Below are 22537 nucleotides of genomic sequence, written 5' to 3'. Positions count from 1 at the left end.
GGGCCGCTGGATGACGGGCCGCCACCCGGCGGCACAGTGCACAGAAACAGACACCCGTAACAGGGCGCGGGGGGCAGGGGAGCGGCCGGGCACCGCGGAGCGCACCGCGGGGCGCCGGCTGGTCAGGGCTTTCCCGGCGGGCCGGAGTTACGGTTACGGGCAGGGCGGCGCGGGTAATCCAGTGGTCTCACCAACCCCCGGGGCGCGGGGCGATCGGGGGTGGCCGGTGGAGCGGAAGCCGAGCGGCGTGCAGTCCCTCGACCGGGCCCTCCAACTGCTGGAACTGCTGGCCGAGGCGCCGGGCGCGCTGCGGCTGGCCGAGCTGGAGGCGGCCAGCGGGCTGCCGCTGCCGACCGTGCACCGGCTGGTGCGGGCGCTGGTCGACAACGGCTACGTACGCCAGGACCCCTCCCGGCGGTACGCGCTCGGCGCCCGGCTGATCCGGCTCGGTGAGTCGGCCGGCCGCTCGCTCGGCTCGGAGGCGGGACGCCGGCACCTGGCCGAACTCGCCGCCCGGGTCGGGGAGACCGCCAACATGGCCGTGCTGGAGGGCGACGCGGTGGTCTACGTCGCCCAGGTGCCGTCCGCACACGCGATGCGGATGTTCACCGAGGTGGGCCGGCGGGTGTACGCGCACAGCACCGGCGTCGGCAAGGCGCTGCTCTCCCAACTCCCGGACGAGCGCGTGCTGGCGCTGCTGCGCCGTACCGGCATGCCGGCCAGGACACCGCGGACCCGCACCCATCCGGCCGCGCTGCTCGCCGAACTCGCCGAGGTCCGGGCCCAGGGATGGGCGATCGACAACGCCGAGCAGGAGAACGGGGTGTGCTGCCTCGCGGTGCCGGTCCCCGGCGCCCCGATGCTCGCGGCCGTCTCGGTCTCCGGGCCCTCGGGCCGCGTCACCACCACCCGTATCCCGGAGATCGTCCCCCGACTCCGCGCCGCGGCAGCCGGTTTGTGCGCGGATCTGCACGGTGACGCACCGCTGATCACGCCGGAGGACTGACCCGGCAGTCGCTCCGTTGCAGGGGCATCCGCGGGGCCGGCCGGCGGTCGCCGCGCACGTCCGGGGCGTCCGCCCCGATCAGCCCCCGGCCGCCGCGGGCCCTGACGGCGGCGCCTGAAATCGGATGTGACCCACCTCACCCCGGAGCCTTGACACGCCCACGCCACGGGCGCATTCTTCCACCATTCGGTAGGCGCCTATCGAGTGGTGGAATCCTTGTCGTCAACGCCTTGGAGAGCACCCCCATGAGACACCGCACCAGAACCCGTATCGCCCTGGTCGCCACCTCCCTCGCCCTGGTGGGCGCCAGCGTGGCCGCGACCCCGGTCTTCGCGCAGGCCGGGAGCAGTTCGAAGGCCGCCAAGACCGACTACGACGCCAAGATCCTGGCTGCCCAGCAGGGCGCCAAGACGGCCGCCGGGCTCGAACACCTCGGCACACTCAACCGGTTGTGCTTCCTGCCGCCGGTCAACGGCGCCCCCAGCACCGCCGACACCACCCCCGCCTACATCGACGACCCGTCGAAGGCCCCCGCCAAGTCCACCTGGTACGCGGACTCCGCCCAGGTCTTCGACAACCTGTACTTCGTCGGCGGCTCGGTCCACAGCGCCTGGATCCTCAAGACCAGCAAGGGTCTGATCCTCATCGACTCGGGCTACCAGTACAGCGCCAAGACGCTGATCCTCGACGGGATGAAGCGCTTCGGGTTCGACCCGAAGGACATCAAGTACATCGTCATCTCGCACGCACACGCCGACCATGTCGGCGGCGTCCAGGTGGTCCAGGAGGCCACCGCGGGCGCGCGGGTGGTGATGGGTTCGGCGGACTGGGACGCCATCGCCTCCCACCCGAAGACCTTCAAGGGCCAGACACCGGACTTCACGACCGGCATCCGGGTGAGCAAGAAGACCAATCTGAAGCTCGGCGACACCACGCTCCAGATCATCCCGACCCCCGGCCACACCCCCGGCACGCTGTCGTTCCTCTTCACGGCCTACGACCACGGGACACCGCAGGAGGTCGCCTACTCCGGCGGCACCGCCTTCGGCTTCCAGAACGACAAGCCCAACCCCGGTCTGACCAACTACGAGACCTACATCAACTCCGCCAAGACCATGCAGAAAGCAGCGGTCAAGGCGGGCGCGACCGTACTGATCTCCAACCACTCGGAGTTCGACAACGCGGTCACCAAGACCCGGGAACTGCCCAGCCGCGGCTTCGGGCCGAACCCCTTCGTGAACGGCGCCACCTCGGTCAACGACTACTTCAACGTCGTCGTCGACTGCGCCAAGGCCGCGGAACTCGGCCTGGAGAAGCAGGCAGCGGGCCAGTGACCCGCCCGTAACACGGCCCCACCGCAGAATCCCGGGCGGCGGCCGGCGGATGGCCGCCGCCCGGATTTCTCCTCTCATACCCGTCCCGTACGAGGAGACACCATGAGTGACGCGCGAGTCAGCGCGCTCGCCGACCAGCTCCGTGCCCGTATCGGCGCCGAGAAGATCCTCACCGACCCCGCCCAGTTGCGCACCTACGAGTGCGACGGGCTCACCAACTACCGCGTACGGCCCGCCGTGGTGGTCCTCGCCGCCGACCGCGACGACGTGGTGCGGACGGTACGGCTCTGCGCCGCGGCCGGCGTCCCCTTCGTCGCCCGCGGCTCCGGCACCGGCCTGTCCGGCGGCGCCGTGCCGGTCGCCGAGGGGGTGCTGATCGTGCTCTCCCGGCTGCGCGCCATCGTCTCGGTCGACCCCGACAACGCCCGGGTGGTGGTCGAACCCGGCGTCATCAATCTGTCAGTGACACGCGAGGCGGCGCCGTTCGGCCAGGCATACGCGCCGGACCCGTCCTCCCAGCAGGTCTGCTCCATCGGCGGCAACGTCGCGGAGAACGCCGGCGGCGCGCACTGCCTGAAGTACGGCTTCACCGTCAACCACGTCATGGGCGCCGAAGTGGTGCTGCCCGACGGCGAGTTGGTGCACCTCGGCGGCAGCGCGCCCGAACACCCCGGCTTCGACCTGCTCGGCGCCTTCGTCGGCAGCGAAGGCACCCTCGGCGTCGCCACCAGCATCACCGTGCGCACCATCCAGGCGCCCGAGTCCGTCCGGACCATGCTGGTCGGCTTCCACAGCGTCGCCGACGCGGCCGGCACCGTCAGCGACATCATCGCCGGCGGCATCCTGCCCGCGGCCATCGAGATGATGGACGCCCTCGCCATCGAAGCGGCCGAAGCCGCGGTCAACTGCGGTTACCCCGAAGGCGCGGTGGCGGTCCTGGTCATCGAACTCGACGGCCCCGGAGTGGAGGTGGCCGAGCAGTTCCGGCAGGTCGAAGAACTCGCCCTGGCCCGGCACGCCTTCGAGACCCGGATCGCCGCCGACGACGCCGAACGGGCCCTGATGTGGAAGGGCCGCAAGTCGGCCTTCGCCGCGGTCGGCCGGATCAGCCCCGCCTACTACGTGCAGGACGGCGTCATCCCGCGCACCAAACTCCCCGAAATCCTCACCGAGATAGGGCGGTTGGCAGACGACGCCGGCATCCGGGTGGCCAATGTCTTCCACGCAGGCGACGGCAATCTGCACCCGCTGATCCTCTTCGACGACACCGTCGAGGGCGCCGCGCACGCCGCCGAGGAACTCGGCTTCCGGATCCTCGACCTGTGCGTCGACTCCGGCGGCTCGATCACCGGGGAGCACGGCGTGGGCATCGAGAAGAAGTCCAGGATGGCCCGCCAGTTCACCGACGACGACCTCGACACCATGCACCGGCTGCGCTGCTCCTTCGACCCGGCCGGCATCGCCAACCCCGGCAAGCAGTTCCCCACCCCGCGGCTGTGCGGGGAGCGGCCCGGCGTACGGACCGCGGCGGACACGCACGACCCGGCACTGGGCGAGGTGTTCTGAGATGCCCGGCATCACCGCGGCGCAGACCGCGACACCCGCCACCCACAAGGAAGTCGCCGACCTGCTCAGGTCCACCGACCCCCGCAGCACCGTCGTCCCGGCCGGCGCCGGCACCAAGACCGGCTGGGCGGCCCCGCCCACCTCCTGCGACCTGCTGCTGCGGACCACCGGCCTCGACCGGATCACCGAGTACGCCCCCGGCGACCTCGTGGTGGTCGCCGAAGCCGGTGTGCCCCTGGCGGCGCTCCAGCGGGAACTGGCCGGCCACGGCCAGATGCTCGCCCTCGACCCGCCCGAGCCCGGCGCCACCCTCGGCGGCATCGTCGGTGCCAACGCCTCCGGCCCCCGGCGGCTGCGCTACGGCACCGTCCGCGACCTGCTCATCGGCGTCACCGTGGTGCTCGCCGACGGCACGGTGGCCCGCGCGGGCGGCAAAGTGGTGAAGAACGTCGCCGGTTACGACCTCGGCAAGCTCTACACCGGCGCGCACGGCGGACTCGGCGTCGTCACCTCCACCACCTGGCGGCTGCACCCGCTGCCCCCAGCGGCGGGCGCGGTCACCGTCCCCGTACCCGACCACGCGACCGCCGGGCGGTACGCGGCACTGCTGGCCCGCTCCACCCTGACCCCGACCGCGGTCGAACTCCGCTTCGGGCCGGGGAAGCCGGAGCTCGTCGCGCTCTTCGAGAGCATCCCCGCGTCGGTCGGGCACCAGACCGAGGCGGCAGTGGGCCTGCTGGGCGGCGGGACGGTGACCGACGCTCCGCCCGCCTGGTTCGGCGCCCGTCCCGCCGGACCGCTCGTGCTGCGGCTCGCGTACGAGCCCTTCGCGCTGCCGCACGTGCTGGACGCCCTCCCGGCCGGCGCGGCCGGCACCGCCTCGGCCTGCACCGGTGTCGCCTACGCGACCGTACCGGCCGGCACCGACCTCGCCGCGCTGCGGACCGCCATCGCGCCCTACGACGGCTCGGCCGTCGTCCTCGCCGCCCCCGACGGAGCGGACCTCGACCACTGGGGCCCACCGGGCGACTCCTTCGCCCTGATGACCCGCGTCAAGGACCGCTTCGACCCGACGCGCCGGCTCTCCCCCGGCCGACTGCTCGGAGGACTCTGATGCCAGAACCCACCCCCGCGAATCCGGCGGCCGCGAATCCGGCGGCCACGAACCCCGGTGCGACCACCCCGCTCCCCGCCGACCCGGCCGGATGGGCCGCCCCCGCGCCCGTCCCGCGCCGCCCCGCGCCCCTGGGCACACCCGTCGCCCCCAGCGCGGCCGGCGCCACCGTCGGACTCGGCATGCCCGCCTACGGCCCGCCCCCGCCGGGCAGCGCCTTCGACGCCCACCAGCCCCCCGACGCCGCCCTGGTGGGCGACTGCGTGCACTGCGGATTCTGCCTGCCGACCTGCCCCACCTACGTCCTGTGGGGCGAGGAGATGGACAGCCCCCGCGGCCGGATCGACATCATCAAGGCGGGGCTCGAAGGCGACGCCTTCGACGCGTCGAGCGTGCGCCACCTCGACCAGTGCCTGGGCTGCATGGCCTGCGTCACGGCCTGCCCGTCCGGGGTGCAGTACGACAAGCTGATCGAGAGCACCCGCGCCCAGCTGGAACGCCGCACCGCCCGCCCGCGCGCCGAACGCCTGCTGCGCGCCCTGGTCTACGGCCTCTTCCCCTACCCCCGCCGCCTGCGCCTCCTGCGCGGTCCGCTGCGCCTCTACCAGGCGTCCGGCCTCGGCCGGCCGATCGCCCGCAGCGGCCTGCTGCGCCGGCTGCCCGCGACGCTCCAGGCCATGGAGGCGCTCGCACCGAAGCTCGGCCCGGCGCCCGCACTTCCCGAGCGGACCCCGGCCCGGGGCACCAGGCGCCGTACCGTCGGCCTGCTCACCGGCTGCGTACAGGGCACCTTCTTCCCCGATGTGAACGCCGCGACCGTACGCGTGCTGGCCGCCGAAGGCTGCGACGTGGTCGTACCGCGCCGCCAGGGCTGCTGCGGGGCGCTGTCCGCGCACGCCGGCCGGGCCCCGGAGGCCATCGGCTTCGCCCGGCACGTCATCGAGACCTTCGAACGGTCCGGGGTCGACACGATCGTGGTGAACGCGGCCGGCTGCGGCTCCAACCTCAAGGAGTACGGCCACCAGTTGCGCGACGAACCCGGCGACTGGGCCCGCAGAGCCGAGCAGTTGGCCGCCAAGGTGCGCGACATCACCGAACTCCTCGACGAGATGGGCCCGGTGGCGCCCCGCCACCCCCTTCCAGTGAGCATCGCCTACCAGGACGCCTGCCACCTCGCCCACGCCCAGGCCGTCCGCGACCAGCCCCGCCGGCTGCTGCGCGGCATCCCCGGGGTGACCCTGCGCGAACTGCCCGAGGCCGAGATCTGCTGCGGCAGTGCCGGCACGTACAACCTGCTGCACCCGGAACCCGCCGCGGAACTCGGCGAACGCAAGGCGAAAGCGGTCCTGGGCACCGGCGCCGGGCTCATGGTCACCGCCAACCCTGGCTGCTGGATGCAGGTCGCCACCACCCTCGCCCGGATGGGCGAACGGATGCCCGTCGCGCACACCGTCCAGGTGCTCGACGCCGCCATCCGGGGCGTCCCCGTCGAACGGCTGCTCGCGCAGGCCCTCGACGGCCCCGGCACCGCCCTCACCACCTCCCCCGCCGACCGGAGAGCCGTACAGACAAAGGGGTCAAGATGACACACACCGTCGGTCACCAACTCGCCAGCTATCAACAGGACTACAGCCCGATCGGCAGCTCCCTCGGGCTGTCGTCCCTGGTCGCGATCCTCCCGCTGCTCGTGCTCTTCGTCCTGCTCGGCGTGCTGCGGATGAGAGCGTGGCTCGCCTCGCTGATCGCGCTCGCGGTCGCCGTACTGATCGCCTGCGCCGGGTACTCGATGCCGTTCGCCGACGCCCTCAACAGCGGTGCGCTGGGAGCGGCGTTCGGCTTCTTCCCGATCATGTGGATCGTCATCAACGCGATCTGGGTCTACAACCTCACCGTCGAGACCGGCCACTTCGACGTCCTGCGCAGGTCGTTCGCGTCCATCAGCGACGACCGGCGGGTGCAGGCCATCATCATCGCGTTCTGTTTCGGCGCGCTGATGGAGGCCCTGGCCGGCTTCGGCACCCCCGTCGCGATGACCTCGGTGATGCTGATCGCCCTGGGATTCCGGCCGTTGAAGGCGGCGATCGTGGCCCTGGTCGCCAACACCGCGCCGGTCGCCTTCGGCGCCATCGCGGCACCCATCACCACCCTGGCCGGCGTCACCAGCCTGCCGGTGGACGACCTCGGCGCGATGGTCGGCCGGCAGACCCCGGTCCTGGCGCTCTTCGTGCCGCTGGCCCTGGTGTTCATCGTGGACGGCAAGCGCGGCCTGCGGCAGACCTGGCAGCCGGCTGTGCTGTGCGGTGTGGTCTTCGCGGTCTTCCAGTACCTCGCGTCGAACTTCTGGTCCGTACAGCTCGCCGACATCGTCGCCGCTCTCGTCTCGGCTCTCGCGCTGCTCGCTTTCACCCGGGTGTGGCAGGCGGCCGAGCCGTACACCGAGACCGAGGAGGACGACGGCTTCGAGACCGGCGGCGCCGGCGGCGGCACCGGACGGCCGCTCGCACCGGCCGGCGGCGGCGACGGTGCCCCCGCCGGGCACACCGACTCCCTCGTCCTGACCCGGGTCGACTCCGAGGCCGAACCGGCCCCGCGCGACACCCCGCTGGACGTCTTCAAGGCGTACGCGCCCTACCTGGCGATCATCGTGGTGTTCGTACTGGCCACCCGCGTCCCGGCGATCACCGGGAAGCCACCGGCCAAGGCCGGCCAGACCGGCACCGGCATCGAGTCGGTCACCCACATCGTCAACTGGCCCGGACTGCACATCATCAACGCGGCCGGCAACCCGGTCGCCACCACCTTCAAGCTCAACTACCTCTCCGCGGCGGGCAGTCTGCTGCTCATCTCCGGGGTCATCAGCATGGCGCTGCTCGGCGTGGGCCTGCGCCGCGGCCTGGTCGCGTACGGACGCACCCTGGACCAGCTGAAGTTCGCGATCCTCACCGTGATGCTGGTGCTCGGGCTCGGCTACATCATGAACGAGTCCGGCCAGACCACCACGCTGGGCCTGTGGGTGGCCGGCGCGGGCGCCGCCTTCGCCTTCCTCTCCCCGATACTCGGCTGGCTCGGCGTCGCCGTCACCGGCTCCGACACCTCCTCCAACTCGCTCTTCGGCGCGCTCCAGATCACCGCGGCCCACCAGGCCGGACTGTCACCGACACTCATGGCCGCGGCGAACTCCTCCGGCGGTGTGCTCGGCAAGATGGTCTCCCCGCAGAACCTGGCGATCGCCGCGGCGGCGGTCGGCTTCGAGGGACGCGAGGGCATCCTCTTCCGGCGGGTCATCCTGTGGAGCGTGGTGTTCCTGGCGTTCATGTGCGTGCTCGTCTATCTGCAGAGCACGCCGGTGCTCGACTGGATGGTGGTGAAGACGCAGGCGGTGCCGGCGCCGTAATCGGCGTGGCCGGCGTCGTGGCCGGCGTCATGGCCGGCGTCCGTCGCCGTCCGTCGCCGTCCGTCGTTGTCACGGACCGGGACGTACGGCCGCCTCTCCCGCACGGGACCGGGAGGGGCGGCCGTACTCGGCCGGTGGCGGGGTCCCTCGCGGGTTTCCGGCATGGGCCCTCCCCGCCTTTCCGGCTTCCCCTCGGGTCCTGTCCCGCCTCTCCCGCTTCCGTGGTGCCGCCCCCGCCAGGTACCGGACACGCCGCCCCGCTGACCGCCAACTCCGCGTCCATCAGCTGGAATTGGGGGTACTTTGTCGCAGGCCCCTGGCATAGTCGCTGGTATGGAGACGGACCAATTCTGGACTCTCATCGCGGACTGCAGACGCCAGGGGCTCAGCGGCGACAAGCGGGACGCATGGCTCCGCGACGCGCTCCTCCTTCTCCCCCCACCGGACGTCATCGCCTTCCAGGCGTGTCTCGACAGCGTCACCGGCGAGGCCTTCACCTGGAACCTGTGGGCCGCCGCCGACCGCATCCTCGGCGGCTGGTGCTCCGACGACGCGTTCTGCTCCTTCCAGCAGTGGATGGTCAGCCTCGGCCGCCCGGTCTTCGAGGCGGCCCTCACCGACGCCGACGTCCTCGCCTACGCCCCGGAGGTCCTGCGCCTGTCCAGCCTGCCGCGCGCTGCCTGGCCCGCCGACGCCTGGCCCCAGTGGGAAACGCTCTCCCACCTCGCCCCCGCGGCCTACGAACAGCTCACCGGCACCTTCGACGACTGCGGGGACGCCTTCCACGCCGCCGCCCGCACCCTCCTCGCCGCCGACTCCACCACCCGCACCCCGCCCGGCCTCACCCCCTCCGGCACCCGCTGGTCCGTCCTCGACGAGCCCGAATCCACCCGCCGCCTCCCCCGCCTGACCGCGATGTTCCCCCTCCCCTGACCGGCTCAGCCCCCGTTGAGCAGGCGGAGGTAGCGGGGCCAGTCCCAGTTGGGGCCGGGGTCGGTGTGGTCGGTGCCGGGGACCTCGACGTGGCCGATGATGTGCTCGCGGTCCTTGGGGATGCCGTACGTGTCGCAGATGGCGCCGGTCAGGAGGGCCGAGGCGTGGTACATCGCGTCGGTGAAGTAGGAGGGGTCGTCGACCCAGCCCTCGTGTTCGATGCCGATGCTGCGGGTGTTGTAGTCCCAGTTGCCGGCGTGCCAGGCGACGTCGTGTTCGCGGACGCACTGGTCGACGGCGCCGTCGGCGGAGCGGACGACGTAGTGGGCCGTGGCGGCGTGGGCGGGGTCCTGGAAGAGGGAGATGGTGTCGGCGAACGTCTCCTGGGTCACGTGGATCACCACGAGGTCGATCGGGTACGTCGAAGGGCGGTCCGAGGCCGTGTAGTTGGCGGGGCTGGCCGGCGCCCAGGTGGCGCCGGGGTAGTCGACGCCGGCCGCGTGCGCACCGCCCGCGCCGCCCCAGAGCTGGCCGGCGGCGACCGCGCCGGCCGCCGCGCCCAGGGCGAGGCCGCCGCGCAGCAGCGAGCGGCGGGTGGGGGTGTCCGGTGGGGCGGACCGGCTGGAGGCGTAAGGGAGTTGGGGGCGGCTGGGTCGTACCATGGCGGGCTCCCTGGGGTGTGCGGTCGCAGGGCTGAATTGAGCGGGTCCATGACAACAGCGAGACCATCGTGCGGCCCTTGCGTCCGGCCTCACAAGCGATTCGCCCCTTGGCACAGGACCAGACCACTGGCACTCGTCCGTCGTGGGGACCTCCGTCGTCTCGTTTCGTTCACGATTGATCACCGACGGTAGCCAGTCCGACCGCTCCGGATAACGACTGACACACGCTCACATCACCACCCGGCCACGCCAGGTGCCTGTTTTGCCCGGATGGACCTGCGCATGTCCTCTTGCTGACCACCCCCAACTCTCCGATTCGGCTTGGAAAACGTCTCCGGCTCTATTAACGTTCGATAACGCAGCGCGGTCGTCAACACCGTCGTAAGAGGCGGCACCGTGCGCTTGCCGAATCCCGTCCGCGGGAACCGGGGACCCAACATCTGGGGTGAATCGGGCAGCGACCAGGCCCGTAGGAGACCTTCCTGCTCCGAACCCGTCAGCTAACCCGGTAGGCGAGAGGGAAGGAAAGGAGTGCGCCCGCGGTGGCGTCGAACCAGCCTGCCTACGCACCTGCCCGGCCCGAGAACGAGGCGGCCGGGGAGCGGGACGAGTTCCGTACCGACTTCCGTGGCGACTTCGGCGCCGGTTCGGGCACCGGTTCCGGCACCGCCGGCGTCCGTACCGAACGGGGCACCGACTTCGGAACCGAGCCGGGCACTTACTTCGGCGCCGGTTCCGGGACCGGTTACGGCACCGGTTCCGGCACCGGTTCCGGCACTGACGACGCGACCGGGCGAGGCTCACTCCCCGCTGAGATATCCGCCTCGATGCCGGCGCAGCTTCCCGCACCGCTCCCCGCCTCAGAGCCGGTCCGGGAGCCGGTCCGGGAGCCGCTCCCGGATTCTGCCCCGGTGCCGCTTCCGCGCCAGCGGACCCTGGCGCGCGGCTCGGCGGTCCTCGGCATAGCGGCGATGGCGGCGGTCGGGGCGAGCGGGGTGGCCACCGCGGCCGGCACCGCAACGGCTCCGGCACCGGTGCCCGTCTCCGTACCGGATGCGCCCGACGTACCTGACGTACCCGGCGCGGCTGAGGTCCCCGGCGCCGCCGCCGTGCCCGCGGCGCCGGCCGTGTCTGTCGCGCCCGCCGTGCCTGTCGCGCTGCCCGAGGCGTCCGTCGCGCTGCCGGCGCCGTCCGGTGCGGTCCCCCTGCCGCCGGAAGCCGCCCGCACACCGCTCGCGGACCCGGGCGAGGCGCTCCTCACCCGCATCGTCACGCACGCCACCGAGGCCCGCGAGGCCGTCGCCCGCGCCGAGCGCGAAGCCGCCGCGAAGGCCGCCGCCGACCAGGCGGCCCGGGCCGCGGCCGCGCAGAAGGTACGGGAGCAGGCCGCCGCCGCGAAGGCCGCCGCCGAGGCGAAGGAGAAGGCCGAGACGGAAGCCGCCGCGAAAGCCGAGGCCGAACGCCTCGCCCGCCTCGCGGCCTCGTACATCAAGCCCGTCTCCTGCTACACCCTCACCGCGGGCTTCGGCGAGGCCGACCTGTGGGGCAACATCCACGCGGGCCAGGACTTCGACGCACCCACCGGCACGCCGGTGCATGCCGTGCACGGCGGTACGGTCACCTCGGCCGGCTGGGCGGGGGCGTCCGGCTACCGGGTCGTGGTCACGCTCGACGACGGCACCGAGCTCTGGTACTGCCACCTCTCGACGATGGTCGTCACCTCGGGGCGGGTCACGACCGGCGACACGATCGGCCGGGTCGGCGCGACCGGCAACGTCCCGGCGCCGCACCTCCACCTCGAAGTCCGCCCGGGCGGCGCGGACGCGGTGGACCCCCTGCCGTGGCTCACCGCCCACGACGTACACGTCTGACCCCCGCCCTGCCCCCTGAACCCCGGCGGCCCTGGCTACTCCCCCCCAGCCAGGGCCGCCGGTCTGCTTACGGCCCGGGGGCAGTACGGAATGAGGCCGGGGCCCGGCGTCACGAGCCCGCGTACGGGGTAGGGGCCGTCGCGGCTTGCCCTGCGTACGGTTCCGGGGCCGACGCTACGGGACCGTCATACGCGGCGCGGGCAGGGTTACGGCCCTCCCCGTAAGCGACCAGGAGGACTACTCGCCGCGCCCCGACAGCGCCCAGGACGCCACCGCCACCCCGCCCGCAACGGCGAACACCGCCGGCCACGCGCCGACCTTCTTCGCCAGCGGATGGGCCCCGGCGAACGCGGCCAGATACGCGCCGGTCATCCCCACGGCGACCCCCGTCCCGGCCCGCCGCTTCCACTCCCGCGCCGCCACCGCGCCGGCCGCGGCCAGCGCCACGCCCCCCAACTCCCGCCGCTTCGTCCACCGCGCGACCCCGTACCCACCGATCAGCCCACCCGCAGCCGCCGCACTCCCCAACACCCCAGCCATCCGACCTGCCTCCTCCCACCTCACCACCAGATCCCCCGAGGCTAACCCCGACCCCGGGCCGCCGACGCGGCAGGTCAGACGCGGAAGCCCACTTCTCCGGCCCGGACCGCCCTGATGAATGCCGCCCAGCCCGCCCGCGAAAAGGTCAGCACGGACCCGTGCGCCCCAGGAGGCGCTGAATGTCGCGGGCACAACCCCAGGAGAGGGTGACGCCGGCGCCACCGTGGCCGTAGTTGTGAAGGACAGTTCGGCCGCTGGGGCGCTCCTCGACTTCGACGCGGACGACTGCGCGAGTCGGGCGGACGCCGACGCGGTGTGCAAGTACGCGGGCGCCGGCGAGGCGGGGTTCGACAGCCGTGCATCGGCTCAGGATGGCGTCGGCTGCTGCTGGGTCGGGGTTCAGGTCTTCGCGGCCGTCGACGGCGGTGCCGCCCAGGACGACGGTGTCGCCGTGGGGGTAGATGCACAGCAGGTCGGGGGAGGTGCCGGTGTCCTCGGAGAAGAACTCGGTGATCCCGGGGTTGGTGACGATGACGTGCTGGCCGCGAATGGGGCGGAGGGTGCTGTCGTTCGCGAGTTGGCGTGAGCCGAGACCGGCACAGTTGACCACGACGGGGCCGAGCCTGGGATCGTCCAGGTCTGTCACCTTGCCCTTGGCGATCGTGGCGCCGGTGGCGATCAGGCGAGTATGGAGGTGAGCGAGGTAGACGGGCATGTCGACAAGGGGGACCTCGAACCGGTAGCCAGTCGTGAAGCTCGGGGGTAGTGCGGCAGGGGTGCAGGGCAGGAAGCCGGGCAGCGTCGTCGCCCAGTCAGGCGGGGTGCCAGTGTGCCGGGAGGCTTCGATGCCGGGGGTGATACGGACCCCAGCGCTCGGATCGTCAGCCAGCGTGCGGAAGATCCCCAAGGACTGCCGGCTCCACTCGTCGACCTTCTCCTCGGGCTCGACCAGGTAGGGCCCCCCACATGGCGCCGGCTGCCAGCGAGGTCCGGCCAGGCCACTCCGCAGCAATCACGTGGACGCGTACCCCGGCCTCCGCGAGGACGACGGCAGTGGTCAGGCCGGACACGCCGGCCCCAATGACGCTTACCTGCTCTGCCTCGGCCACAGGACGGACCCTAGCGTGTGGCTGCGGGCTGGGCGCGGTGCTTGGCGAGGCCGCGTTCCAGTTCCGGCAGGAAGCTGCGGACGTGCGGGTTGCGCTGGCGGCACCGCAGGTCAACGGCCGGTGGTGAGCAGTGACGTTCCCTTGGCGGTAAGGCGGCCACCTTCCGCCGTGACATCTTCACTTCGGCGCGCGCGGCTCAGAGACGCGGAAGCCCACTTCTCCGGCCCGGACGGCCCTGATGAATGCCGCCCAGCCCGCCCGCGAAAAGGTCAGCACGGGCCCTTCGGGGTTCTTCGCGTCGCGGACGTCCACACCACGATCGCGGAGTGCCGTTTCGACGCATTCGGTGTTGGCGCCACCGCTGTAAGAGGACTTGAACCACTCGCGTCGGTCGCTCACTGCATCTCCTTACGCGCTCGATGGATGGCTGCCAGGGATTCAGCCGGACTCAGCGCCCGGGCACGCAGGTAGTCGAAGGCCCCCCGGTAGGTGGCGAGCTCCTCTTCTGTCTCCAGGAACAGAGCCCCTGTGTGGAAGTCCACGTAGACCACGTCCATGGAAGCTTCGGGCCCACCGAGAATGACGAAACTACCCATCGCTGTGGCGTGCGCGCCGGTTGCGAACGGGAAGATCTGGATGGTGATGTTCGGCGACTCGGTGCAATCTGCCAGGTGGGTGAGTTGGGCGCGCATGACGTCGGGCCCGCCAACAACCCGCCGGACGACCGACTCATCGAGAACGGCCCACAGGTGCGGGGGCTGCGCGCGATGGAGGATTTCCTGCCGCTTCATGCGGATGGCGACTTGGCGGTCCACCTCATCAGCTGAGTACCGCGTCTCCGAGGCCTGAATAACCGCTTTGATGTACCCAGGGGTCTGCAGCAACCCCGGAACGTAGATGGTGGCGAAGTGGTCTTCGCGGGCGGCTTCGTCTTCCAGGGTGAGCAAGAAGTTCAGCGTCTCGGGAAGCGGCCCGCCGAACGAAGTCCACCAGCCCTGTTCCCTCGCCGCCTTCGCCCAGCTCACAACTGCTGCGCGCTCTGCCTCAGTTGCCTCGTACTCACGGCACAGTGCATCGACGACGGGCCACCTGACCGGGCCATCTTTTGTCTCGTAGCGACTGATGGTCGCCTTCGAGACGCCGACGAGCTTCCCTGCCTCTTCGAGCGTCATGCCCTTGCGCTCCCGCAGTTTGCGCAGGGTCGCTCCCAGTTGGCGACGGCGAGTGGTGGGACCGGTCTTCACGCGGCGGCGCTCCTTCCTGAGCTCAAAGCCAGGACGAGGCTATGTGGTGGGGGACTTGGTGCTCCAGCGATCCTTCGAGCCCCAGTCCATGAGAAGTTTCATGGTGAGACTTCTCAGTGGCATAATCATTCTCAGACTGCCACGGTGTGCATACGCCATGTGACGGCCGCCGGCCGTGAGAGGGGTTGCCCGATGTACCCATACGTGTCCGCCGACCGGACCTGTGGCGCAACGGTGGGCCCCTTATGACCGCCCTGGAGAAGCAACTCCCGCAGATACTCGATGAGTTCGGGGGCTCGGGGGACGTATGGTGCGACTCGTTCCGATTGGAGGCACTTCTCCTCGCCGCGCACGAGCATGGAGTCCTGTCCGATGTTGCGATCTACCAGGTCTTGGACGATGAACGGGATGTCCTTCTGGTGTCCGTTGAGGTCTGCCCCGAGGTGTACGTCCACTCAGTGCTCACCGACTGGACGGAGATCCAACCAGGCCCAGATGTTGCCGCCGAGGATGCGGTGTGCCATGTTCTGAGACGGTTGGAGGCAATTGCCACCGCTGTCCGGGTCCGTTTTCTCGGCCAGGTTGCGGAGATCGTCTCCTCGGCGGTGCTGCCCGTCCGGGAAGAGGGCGCTGGCCCGGAGCGAAATTGACCGGCGTGGTCGGCGAGTCGTATCTATCGTGGACGCATGAACATCCGGGACTTCCTTGCTGATGTTGGCGCCACCTACGACCACGCCTTGGGCACCCGCAAAGGGGTGCACGCACAGGATCTCCTACGTGCTGCACCCACCCATTTTGCACCGTATGTTCCAGCGGGCTGGGTGGTCACTGGCAACGGTGGGAACGGAGGCGGCGGACTCACCCCCTGGGTTGGCGTTTTCTCGCCCCGCGCGACCCTGGATGCGAAGAAGGGCCTCTACATCGTCTACCTCTTCGCCGCGGACTTGAAGACGGTGACCTTGGCGTTGAATCAAGGGGTCACGGTGCTTCAGGAGCAATTGGGGCGAGCCGGTGCGAGAACGGCCCTGGAGAAGGAGGTTGAGCGCCTCGTTGGTGAGCTTCCTCCCTTGCAGGACGGGCGTTGGCGGGAGCCGATGGATCTCGCCTGTTCGGAGTATCGCCAGCGTGCGTACGAAGCTGGCGCCGTAGCAACGCGCCGCTACGTACTTGCTGATCTGCCGTCGGAGGCCGAACTCCGATCGGATCTCTCGCACATGACCGAGTTGCTGGATCTCTCCACGCTCAACCAAGCGAAACACCTGCGGGCAACCCGGTCGGAGAGCGAAGAGCGAGACTTCGCTGCAGCTGAGCGCATCATGCAGGCAGGGGATCCCGTCGAGCGGTTCAAGCCCAAAGATGCCAGTGACTACGTGGCGCACATCGCCGGGAAGACCCTGACCAAGCGCCGCGATCATGAGGCGCTGGTCAAGGAGTTCGGCCTCGCGGCACAGGAGCGCGGCTTCACCGCCAACACGAATGTGCACCCACGAGACCTCACCTTGCGGAAAGACAGCACGGAGTGGCTAGTCGAGGTAAAGACGGTTTACTCGGGGAACGCGACGCAAGCCGTTCGCGAGGCCACCGGTCAACTACTCACCTACCGGCACTTCCTCTACCTGGCCAAAGCCAAGCCGGCTCCGCATCTTCTCGGTGTCTTCACCGAGTCGATCGGCGACGGTTACGCCCAGTTCCTGGAGACGATCAACATCGGATCCGTCTGGTGGACGCCCTTTGGCTGGGAGGGCAGCGCACTGGCCAGCGAGTGGGGCCTGGCGTGAGGGCGGATGGGTGGGTCGCTTGGGTGAGGTTTCCGTGAGCGACGAGGTCCGGGCATGATTTGTGGCATCTTCCCATCACGTGACTTTCCGTGGGGGAGCTCGCCTTATGCGAATGCCCGAGTCCCGGCTGTCCCTCTCATTCATCGGATGCTCCTGCCCCTGCCGGGATACCAAACCGGGGGTTGGGCTGCGGAAGGCGACGTCCGGCGGGGGTGGGAGTTTAATTAGCGGCACGGGCCCAGGAATCTCTCCCTGCGCGAATACCTAGTGGCCGACGAATTGGGTGTGATTCTTCTGCCAGTCGTCGCGGGCATCAATCAGCGCTGGTCGTACCGTGTCATCGAAAAGTTCGGCTTGAGCGCGCAATTGTGCGGCCACCTCGCCGACTTGCTCCGGGTCGAGGCCGAGTAGCCAGTAGTCAGGGTAGAGTTGGATGTTGAAGACCGGCACCCGTGCCCGGGGGTCGTCGGCATAGGGATTGCAGTCGATACTACCGCGGAGGACGTGCTCCTCCTCCGCCACCCCCTTCGCATCCGGAGCAACGACAAGCATCTTCTTACCCTCAAAGAACCGACGGTGACTGATGTCGGCTATTCGGGTCGTCAGCAGTTTCAGAGGCAGATTGGCGTCACTGGGATCGTTTTCCGCCCACGAGGGAAGATATCCCGTCGCGGTATAGCCGCTAGTGGTGGAAATGGTCCATGTGTGGACCGAGCGCGCACGCACGGTGGTGCGGCGCTGCTCCTCACCAGTGGATAAATCGGGGGCAATAGCCGTCCCGCTAGTGGCTGTTGCTGTCATGCGCACGAGAACTCCTGCCGAATTCCGCATCCAAGCGTGTGGTCGAGGGGGCTTCTATAAGGGACGGTTGACCGATGCAGCCTGACTGGAAGTCGCTGGTCGCCGGGCGATCTCTCGATCGATGACCGCGTCTGCGGCACGTGACGGCTCGTCATCGTCCGCGTCCGGCGGCGCGAGACGTCGGCCCCGGCTCTCCGCCACACGGATGACGTCCCGCAGCGAACTGCTCAGCGCCGCGATCACGTTGAGCAGCACCGTCTCGGACAAGGCATCGGCTGCGAGGATCTCCGTAATGTCGTTCAACAGGTCCTCGGCCATCCCCATCTGGACGGACTCCAAGTTGTCCGCCAGTCGGGAAATAAAGGAGTCCGCCTGGCCCGTATCTGGATAGTAGGAGGGCTTGCCATCCTCGCCGGTCCAGGGAAGCAGTCGCAGGTTCACCGGGGTAGCTCGCCGAAAGAGCTCAGTCCAGCTCCGGACGGCCTTACGGCCGTTCCGTCCACGGCCCCCGCCCGGTCGAACCAAGGCCCAATAATCTCCTGCATGTCCGCCCGCCTTCGTCAGGTTGGTCCGGCCACCCAGACCGGCATGCGGTCGCGAGGGGGCTTCTTGACCAATGACGTTACGAGCAGTCAGCGCCTAACAGGGGCACAGATTGTGCCCCCTCGTTCACGCCGCCAGCAGACCCATCTTTTCGGCGAGTTCGGACGCCCGGCGCCTGCGAGCGGGGATCTTCGACTCGGCCTCCTCCAGGACGATCCGCTTCGCATATCCGTTGTACTTGATCGTCTCCGGCGCAGCCTCATGTGCCTTATCTAGGGTGGCCAGGGCCGCATCCGGTTGGCCATCCAGTTGGTAGCCGCGTGCTTCCTCGATGCGGTGGCGAGCACGACGTGGCCGGGACGGGATCGTCACCGCATCGGCGGCGGCGGCCTGTCGTACGGATTCGCCGCCGGCGTGCAACTCGACAGCCACGGTGACGGCGTGAGCCCCCATGATTGCCCGCGAGAATGAAGTGACCGGGTCATAGAAGTCGGCAGGCAAGCGCTCAGCTATGGCGCGAGCTTGGTCCCAGTATCGCCACGCAGTTCCGGTTTCGCCTCGCCGTGCCGCTGTATATCCGGCCTCAAAGGTCAACGCGCCGGCGATGGCGAGAACCTGGTTGGGGGCATCCGGCAGGAGGGGCGTCAGGTGCGCGAGTGTTGCCAAGTTCACCGCATCGGCGGCGTCGAAGTGGGCATAGCCAGAGTCCCGGTGAGCCTGAGTGGCCAGCCAGGCAGCCACGCCGATAGCCCGTGGATCTTCGCTCTCTTGGGCTGAGATCAGGCCGCGTTCCGCCACTCGCCACAGCAACGGCGCGTCGGGCTGGTAAGCGACGAAGAACTGGCACAACGCATACGACTCACTCAGGATGGCCTGAGCTGCACGGCGTTCTCCGGCCCGGTCAGCCTGTCGGACAGCGGTCTGCGCGTCCCGGATCAGATCTGGCAGGAGAGCTCCCACCACATCGCGGTGGTTGGGCGACTTGTGCCGTGCGGCCCAGGCGCGGTCAAGCCGTGCCCGTAGGTGTGCAGTCGGCGGCGCCTCGTGGGGGGTGGAGACGGGGAAGGCATCGACCGCGGCCTTCACGGCAGGGAGCCGGGGATGCCCTGGGCCGGCAAACAGATCCACGTGAACGGTCTGACTGCCCGTCAGTTCGGCTAGATCGCGTACGCGTAGGATTTCGGCGATGCCGAGGATCAGTTCGAGCTTCGGTGTCTTCAACCGACCGCTCTCGACACCCTTGACCCACGATGCGGAGCGTCCCAGCAGGCCGCCCAACTGATCGCGGGTGAGGCCCCTCCGATTCCGGAGGATCTGGAGGCGCTGACCGAAGACCAGTGGGTCGGCGTACGGGTCCGGTGTATCGCTTGAAGGCGTCACGGCCTTGCCTCTCCTTGCAGCTTCGTCACTGTCAGGGTAGGGCGCAGGACGGTTCTCCGCTGATGCGATTGGATATTCATCGGGGCGGTACGTTACGCTAAGTTCTCCCCCGAACACGTACAGGTGACCCCGGCGGTGCTACCAACACCCCGGGGTCCGACACCGAAGCGAGACCTTCGATGCGCATCAACCTTAGCGCGCGCACGCGTGCCTTTACCGTGCTGGGCAACGAGGTCCTACGGGACCGCCGGCTCAGCTTCACCGCGCGAGGCATCCTGGCTTACCTGTTGTCCCTGCCGGACGGTGCCCGCGAGGACGTACGCTCCCTCGCCGACAAGAATCCCGGGCTCGGCCGTCGGGGCGTTGCCAAGGCGGTGGATGAGCTGATCGCGCTCGGCTACTACGTGCGCCGCACAGTGCGGGACGAGAGCAGCGGCCAGGTCCGCACGGAGACACTCGTTTTCGATACGCCGAAGGCCGGTGGGGCGCCGCTTCCCGCATCGGCGGGAACCGGTGGTCCGGCGGTCGGGAAGGCGGGAGCGAAACCCAAGAAGAACCCGGGGGAAGAACCCACCCTCCCCCGGCAGCGGCCAGGCCGCGGGGCCCAGGCGATCGAAGCGGCGGCAGTTGCCCACACGACGCCGGAGGCGTTGGCCCGCGGTGCCTCCCTGCTCGCGCGCTTGACCCGCGCCGAACCCAGACTCGCCCTCAACGCGGCCGATACGCTCGCCCTCGCTCCGCTCGCCGCCCAGTGGGTTGAGGAAGGCGTGCCCGAACGGGACGCCCGCTCCCTGCTGACCAGCGGACTTCCGCCCGTCATCCACAGCGCACGAGCGATCCTCGCCAACCGGCTCGTCCGCAAACGCCCCACACTCCGTAAGCGCCAGGGCTCCCCATTGGCCGCAGCTCTTGCTGAGTGCGGGACTTGCCGGGACCCTCTGCCACGCGGCCACGACCAGGGCACTTGCCCCACCTGCTCCGGTTCGCCCGCAACCCCCAAGCCGGCACCCCTGCCGCCGGAAACGGTTGCCGAACATGCCGCAGGGATCCGAGCGCTGCTCCGCAACCGGGCACGAGGAGTCGCGGCTCCTGCCTGACCGGGATACCAGCGCCCGCGGCCTCGGCAGCCCCCAGCGTGACTCCGAAGTCCCTCGACCCGGAGGGGTATCAGGCCGGATTTGGGTACGGCCGGAGCTCGGTGGTGGCGAGGACCCAGGGGCCGACAGTGATGGGGTCACCGAAGGCGTAGTCGTGCTGCGCGCGGTAGCGGGGCCCCTCAGGGCCTGACCCGGGGTCGGTGAAGACGGTGATGGTGCTCTTGCGAGGGTCGACCAGGAGATAGCTCTCGATGCCCATCGCCGAGTAGTCCTGGACCTTTTCGACGTAGTCGTTGGAGTGATTCGAAGGCGACACCACCTCCACGACCAGAGCCACGTCCTGGGGGTGGAAGGGATCCATGGTGTCTTCGTTGAAGGCCGCGTAGGGGACGACGATCACATCGGGACGGCGCAGCCGGCCGAGCGACGGGTCCTCCACTTCCCCTCCGGTGTGGGCGACGAGAGAAGGGTCGAGTTGCTGGTCGAGCTGCTGACGGATGCGCAACGCGTTCAGCTCGTGTGGCCTTGACGGCGACATCATCATGACGATTTCGTCGCCGCGGATTTCGTAGCCGCGAACGCCGTCCGGCGCGTGTACGGCCAGTTCCTCGGCGATGGCGCGGAGACGCTCGTAGTCCATGGATCCATCTTCCTACAAGTGCTTGCCGCCCACCGGCGGCGGGAGCCAGGGGGTGTAGGGGGGTGGTGGGGGCCAGGGGCGGGGTGGGGGGAGGAGGTAGGGGGGTGGTGGGGAGGCGGCGGCGAGGAGGGCCGGTTGGGCCCAGGGTTTGCGGGTCCACAGGTGGTGGAGGAGTTCGGACTCGCGTGCCGTGAAGTCGGGGGGCGGGGCGCCGCGGGTCGCGGCGGCGCGGAGGAAGGCGAGGTGGGTCGCGAAGGCGATGTAGTCCCGTACGGTGCGGGCCGCCGCCTCGCCCTGGAGGCGGCGGGCCTCGCGGCGGGCGGTGCCCCGCGCGGCCATCGAGCCCAGGGCGGCGGGTTCGCCGCGGGCCAGCCAGCCGGCGGCGGCATAGACGGCCAGGTGCGTGCGGACGGTACGCAGCTCGTTGGAACGGGCCCAGAAGGCCAGCCCGACCAGGAGGCCGAAGGCGGGGAGCATCACCGCGAAGTAGACGGTGAGGAAGACCGTCGGGGAGGTCAGCGACGTGGCGTTCCACGTGCCGTGCAGCGCCATCGCCAGCACCCAGCCGGCCAGCGGCGGGACCCAGCGCCAGCGCCAGTGGCGGCCGGGCCGTACCGTCGCCGCGAGCGCGAAGCCGATCCCGGTCATGGACGTGAAGAGCGGGTGCGCGAACGGCGTCATCAGCACCCGCACCACGAAGGTGCCGGCCGTCGTGGAGCCCAGGATCGACGACCCGAGGTCCCGGTCCTCGTTGACCGCCGTGCCCAGGTAGAGGATGTTCTCGGTGAACGCGAAGCCCGTAGCCGCCACCCCCGCCAGCACGATGCCGTCCACGATCGACTCGAAGCTGCGGCGGCGGAAGAGGAAGAGCAGCAGGACGGCGGCGCCCTTCGCGGACTCCTCCACCAGTGGCGCGACGAAGGTCGCGCCCCAGCGGTCGGACTGCGAGGGCGTACCGGAGAAGGTGGAGGTGACGAGCTTCTGCCCGTACTCGTTGGCGAAGATCGCCACCAGCGTCGCCGCGCACGCGCCCCACGCGATGGCGAAGACGATGTTCTGCCAGGGGCTCGGCGCCACCCGGTCCAGCCAGAGGTACGCCCACAGCAGCAGCGGCACCGGCAGGATCGCCAGGCCCAGGCCGATCAGGAACGGCCCGGTGCCTATGTGCTGCCGCACCAGCGCGAGGATGACCACGCCGCAGACCGCGAGCCCGGTGAAGAGCGCGCCGGTCCGAACGCCCTTGCTCTCCCAGAAGGAGCGGCGGGGTACGTAGTGCACGCCGGGTGTGCCGCCGGGCGTGCCCGCGGGCGAGCCGGTGGGGGCGTCAGCGGGCGTCGCGCCGGGTACGTCGCCGGGAACCCCGGCCGGCGGCCCGGTGAGTGCTCCGGCCGGCGGTCCGGTGGGTGACCCGGTCGGCGGTCCGGTGGGCGCTTCCGTGGGTGGCCCAGTCGGCGGCCCAGTCGGCGGGCCGGTCGGCGGCCCGGTGAGTGACCCGGTGAATGACCCGGCGGCCGGCTCGGTTCCG

The 22537-nt window shown here is 70.2% G+C and carries 22 protein-coding genes and 1 riboswitch; of the genes, 11 read left to right on the top strand and 11 right to left on the bottom strand.

Going from position 1 to position 22537, the window contains the following annotated elements; all coding sequences use genetic code 11:
* The first annotated feature begins 226 nt into the window (after window positions 1-226).
* The 7 genes from OG552_RS15495 to OG552_RS15465 all read left to right on the top strand — a co-directional run bounded on the left by OG552_RS15495 (window position 227) and on the right by OG552_RS15465 (window position 9347).
* Entirely contained in the window at window positions 227-1006 is a 780-nt protein-coding gene (locus tag OG552_RS15495; RefSeq protein ID WP_329133292.1) for an IclR family transcriptional regulator, read from the top strand.
* A 245-nt stretch (window positions 1007-1251) separates the two neighbouring features.
* Complete coding sequence (locus tag OG552_RS15490; RefSeq protein WP_329133290.1) at window positions 1252-2340, top strand: MBL fold metallo-hydrolase; 1089 nt, start codon at window positions 1252-1254, stop codon at window positions 2338-2340.
* A gap of 102 nt (window positions 2341-2442) precedes the next feature.
* The gene (locus OG552_RS15485; RefSeq protein WP_329133287.1) at window positions 2443-3906 is read left to right on the top strand and encodes an FAD-linked oxidase C-terminal domain-containing protein; all 1464 of its coding nucleotides are present in this window, start codon (window positions 2443-2445) and stop codon (window positions 3904-3906) included.
* Window position 3907: 1 nt separating this feature from the next.
* Window positions 3908-5020 carry an FAD-binding oxidoreductase gene (locus tag OG552_RS15480; RefSeq protein ID WP_329133285.1) on the top strand — a complete coding sequence of 371 codons (1113 nt, stop codon included), beginning with the start codon at window positions 3908-3910 and terminating at the stop codon, window positions 5018-5020.
* On the top strand, window positions 5020-6606 hold the full coding sequence (locus OG552_RS15475) for a (Fe-S)-binding protein (protein ID WP_329133283.1): 1587 nt from the start codon (window positions 5020-5022) through the stop codon (window positions 6604-6606). The genes OG552_RS15480 and OG552_RS15475 overlap by 1 nt, the downstream gene beginning before the upstream one ends.
* The gene (locus OG552_RS15470) at window positions 6603-8414 is read left to right on the top strand and encodes an L-lactate permease (RefSeq protein WP_329133282.1); all 1812 of its coding nucleotides are present in this window, start codon (window positions 6603-6605) and stop codon (window positions 8412-8414) included. The genes OG552_RS15475 and OG552_RS15470 overlap by 4 nt, the downstream gene beginning before the upstream one ends.
* A gap of 333 nt (window positions 8415-8747) precedes the next feature.
* Window positions 8748-9347, top strand: coding sequence for a DUF4240 domain-containing protein (locus OG552_RS15465; protein ID WP_329133280.1), 600 nt, complete (start codon window positions 8748-8750; stop codon window positions 9345-9347).
* A gap of 5 nt (window positions 9348-9352) precedes the next feature.
* Here OG552_RS15465 and OG552_RS15460 read toward each other — a convergent pair whose 3' ends face one another.
* The gene (locus OG552_RS15460; RefSeq protein ID WP_329133278.1) at window positions 9353-10009 is read right to left on the bottom strand and encodes an N-acetylmuramoyl-L-alanine amidase; all 657 of its coding nucleotides are present in this window, start codon (window positions 10007-10009) and stop codon (window positions 9353-9355) included.
* A 393-nt stretch (window positions 10010-10402) separates the two neighbouring features.
* Window positions 10403-10539, top strand: a riboswitch (cyclic di-AMP (ydaO/yuaA leader).
* A 12-nt stretch (window positions 10540-10551) separates the two neighbouring features.
* On the opposite strand from OG552_RS15460, the gene OG552_RS15455 reads away from it, so the two are divergent.
* Entirely contained in the window at window positions 10552-11880 is a 1329-nt protein-coding gene (locus tag OG552_RS15455; protein ID WP_329133276.1) for a M23 family metallopeptidase, read from the top strand.
* Window positions 11881-12117: 237 nt separating this feature from the next.
* On the opposite strand, the gene OG552_RS15450 is transcribed toward OG552_RS15455, so the two are convergent.
* From OG552_RS15450 to OG552_RS15430, 5 genes are all read right to left on the bottom strand, one after another.
* Window positions 12118-12420 carry a hypothetical protein gene (locus OG552_RS15450; protein ID WP_329133274.1) on the bottom strand — a complete coding sequence of 101 codons (303 nt, stop codon included), beginning with the start codon at window positions 12418-12420 and terminating at the stop codon, window positions 12118-12120.
* A 145-nt stretch (window positions 12421-12565) separates the two neighbouring features.
* On the bottom strand, window positions 12566-13327 hold the full coding sequence (locus OG552_RS15445) for an FAD-dependent oxidoreductase (RefSeq protein ID WP_329133272.1): 762 nt from the start codon (window positions 13325-13327) through the stop codon (window positions 12566-12568).
* Complete coding sequence (locus tag OG552_RS15440; RefSeq protein ID WP_329140843.1) at window positions 13302-13490, bottom strand: hypothetical protein; 189 nt, start codon at window positions 13488-13490, stop codon at window positions 13302-13304. The genes OG552_RS15445 and OG552_RS15440 overlap by 26 nt, the downstream gene beginning before the upstream one ends.
* A gap of 216 nt (window positions 13491-13706) precedes the next feature.
* Window positions 13707-13928, bottom strand: a complete 222-nt coding sequence (locus tag OG552_RS15435) for a DUF397 domain-containing protein (RefSeq protein WP_329133270.1) — start codon at window positions 13926-13928, stop codon at window positions 13707-13709.
* Window positions 13925-14773, bottom strand: a complete 849-nt coding sequence (locus OG552_RS15430) for a helix-turn-helix domain-containing protein (protein WP_329133268.1) — start codon at window positions 14771-14773, stop codon at window positions 13925-13927. Before OG552_RS15430 ends, OG552_RS15435 begins: the two co-directional genes overlap by 4 nt.
* Before the next feature lie 245 nt (window positions 14774-15018).
* On the opposite strand from OG552_RS15430, the gene OG552_RS15425 reads away from it, so the two are divergent.
* Both OG552_RS15425 and OG552_RS15420 read left to right on the top strand, forming a co-directional pair.
* Window positions 15019-15423, top strand: coding sequence for a hypothetical protein (locus tag OG552_RS15425; RefSeq protein ID WP_329133266.1), 405 nt, complete (start codon window positions 15019-15021; stop codon window positions 15421-15423).
* A 36-nt stretch (window positions 15424-15459) separates the two neighbouring features.
* Window positions 15460-16551 carry an MrcB family domain-containing protein gene (locus OG552_RS15420; RefSeq protein ID WP_329133264.1) on the top strand — a complete coding sequence of 364 codons (1092 nt, stop codon included), beginning with the start codon at window positions 15460-15462 and terminating at the stop codon, window positions 16549-16551.
* Window positions 16552-16815: 264 nt separating this feature from the next.
* On the opposite strand, the gene OG552_RS15415 is transcribed toward OG552_RS15420, so the two are convergent.
* From OG552_RS15415 to OG552_RS15405, 3 genes are all read right to left on the bottom strand, one after another.
* Window positions 16816-17352 (bottom strand): DUF6907 domain-containing protein, encoded by a 537-nt coding sequence (locus tag OG552_RS15415; RefSeq protein ID WP_329133262.1) that lies wholly within the window; start codon window positions 17350-17352, stop codon window positions 16816-16818.
* A gap of 54 nt (window positions 17353-17406) precedes the next feature.
* Window positions 17407-17793, bottom strand: a complete 387-nt coding sequence (locus OG552_RS15410; protein ID WP_329133260.1) for a hypothetical protein — start codon at window positions 17791-17793, stop codon at window positions 17407-17409.
* Between the two features lie 228 nt (window positions 17794-18021).
* Entirely contained in the window at window positions 18022-19275 is a 1254-nt protein-coding gene (locus OG552_RS15405; RefSeq protein WP_329133259.1) for a helix-turn-helix domain-containing protein, read from the bottom strand.
* Window positions 19276-19454: 179 nt separating this feature from the next.
* Between OG552_RS15405 and OG552_RS15400 the strand changes: the two genes are divergently transcribed.
* A complete protein-coding gene (locus tag OG552_RS15400) occupies window positions 19455-20372 on the top strand; it encodes a hypothetical protein (protein WP_329133257.1) in 918 nt (305 codons plus the stop codon).
* Between the two features lie 70 nt (window positions 20373-20442).
* Here the strand turns inward: OG552_RS15400 and OG552_RS15395 are convergent, their stop codons facing one another.
* Both OG552_RS15395 and OG552_RS15390 read right to left on the bottom strand, forming a co-directional pair.
* On the bottom strand, window positions 20443-21012 hold the full coding sequence (locus OG552_RS15395) for a Uma2 family endonuclease (RefSeq protein WP_329133255.1): 570 nt from the start codon (window positions 21010-21012) through the stop codon (window positions 20443-20445).
* A 12-nt stretch (window positions 21013-21024) separates the two neighbouring features.
* On the bottom strand, window positions 21025-22290 hold the full coding sequence (locus tag OG552_RS15390) for a PrsW family intramembrane metalloprotease (protein WP_329133253.1): 1266 nt from the start codon (window positions 22288-22290) through the stop codon (window positions 21025-21027).
* Window positions 22291-22537 lie beyond the last annotated feature (247 nt).

The sequence above is a fragment of the Streptomyces sp. NBC_01476 genome, assembly GCF_036227265.1.
GTDB lineage: Bacteria > Actinomycetota > Actinomycetes > Streptomycetales > Streptomycetaceae > Actinacidiphila.
This window is presented reverse-complemented; position numbering and strand designations above follow the sequence as displayed.

What these genes read in the sequence shown, in the direction of transcription:
- OG552_RS15490 (WP_329133290.1), top strand. Translation starts at nt 1,252, where the DNA reads ATGAGACACCGCACCAGAACCCGTATCGCCCTGGTCGCCACCTCCCTC.
- OG552_RS15485 (WP_329133287.1), top strand. Translation starts at nt 2,443, where the DNA reads ATGAGTGACGCGCGAGTCAGCGCGCTCGCCGACCAGCTCCGTGCCCGT.
- OG552_RS15480 (WP_329133285.1), top strand. Translation starts at nt 3,908, where the DNA reads ATGCCCGGCATCACCGCGGCGCAGACCGCGACACCCGCCACCCACAAG.
- OG552_RS15475 (WP_329133283.1), top strand. Translation starts at nt 5,020, where the DNA reads ATGCCAGAACCCACCCCCGCGAATCCGGCGGCCGCGAATCCGGCGGCC.
- OG552_RS15470 (WP_329133282.1), top strand. Translation starts at nt 6,603, where the DNA reads ATGACACACACCGTCGGTCACCAACTCGCCAGCTATCAACAGGACTAC.
- OG552_RS15465 (WP_329133280.1), top strand. Translation starts at nt 8,748, where the DNA reads ATGGAGACGGACCAATTCTGGACTCTCATCGCGGACTGCAGACGCCAG.
- OG552_RS15460 (WP_329133278.1), bottom strand. Translation starts at nt 10,009, where the DNA reads ATGGTACGACCCAGCCGCCCCCAACTCCCTTACGCCTCCAGCCGGTCC.
- OG552_RS15450 (WP_329133274.1), bottom strand. Translation starts at nt 12,420, where the DNA reads ATGGCTGGGGTGTTGGGGAGTGCGGCGGCTGCGGGTGGGCTGATCGGT.
- OG552_RS15425 (WP_329133266.1), top strand. Translation starts at nt 15,019, where the DNA reads ATGACCGCCCTGGAGAAGCAACTCCCGCAGATACTCGATGAGTTCGGG.
- OG552_RS15420 (WP_329133264.1), top strand. Translation starts at nt 15,460, where the DNA reads ATGAACATCCGGGACTTCCTTGCTGATGTTGGCGCCACCTACGACCAC.
- OG552_RS15415 (WP_329133262.1), bottom strand. Translation starts at nt 17,352, where the DNA reads ATGACAGCAACAGCCACTAGCGGGACGGCTATTGCCCCCGATTTATCC.
- OG552_RS15400 (WP_329133257.1), top strand. Translation starts at nt 19,455, where the DNA reads ATGCGCATCAACCTTAGCGCGCGCACGCGTGCCTTTACCGTGCTGGGC.
- OG552_RS15395 (WP_329133255.1), bottom strand. Translation starts at nt 21,012, where the DNA reads ATGGACTACGAGCGTCTCCGCGCCATCGCCGAGGAACTGGCCGTACAC.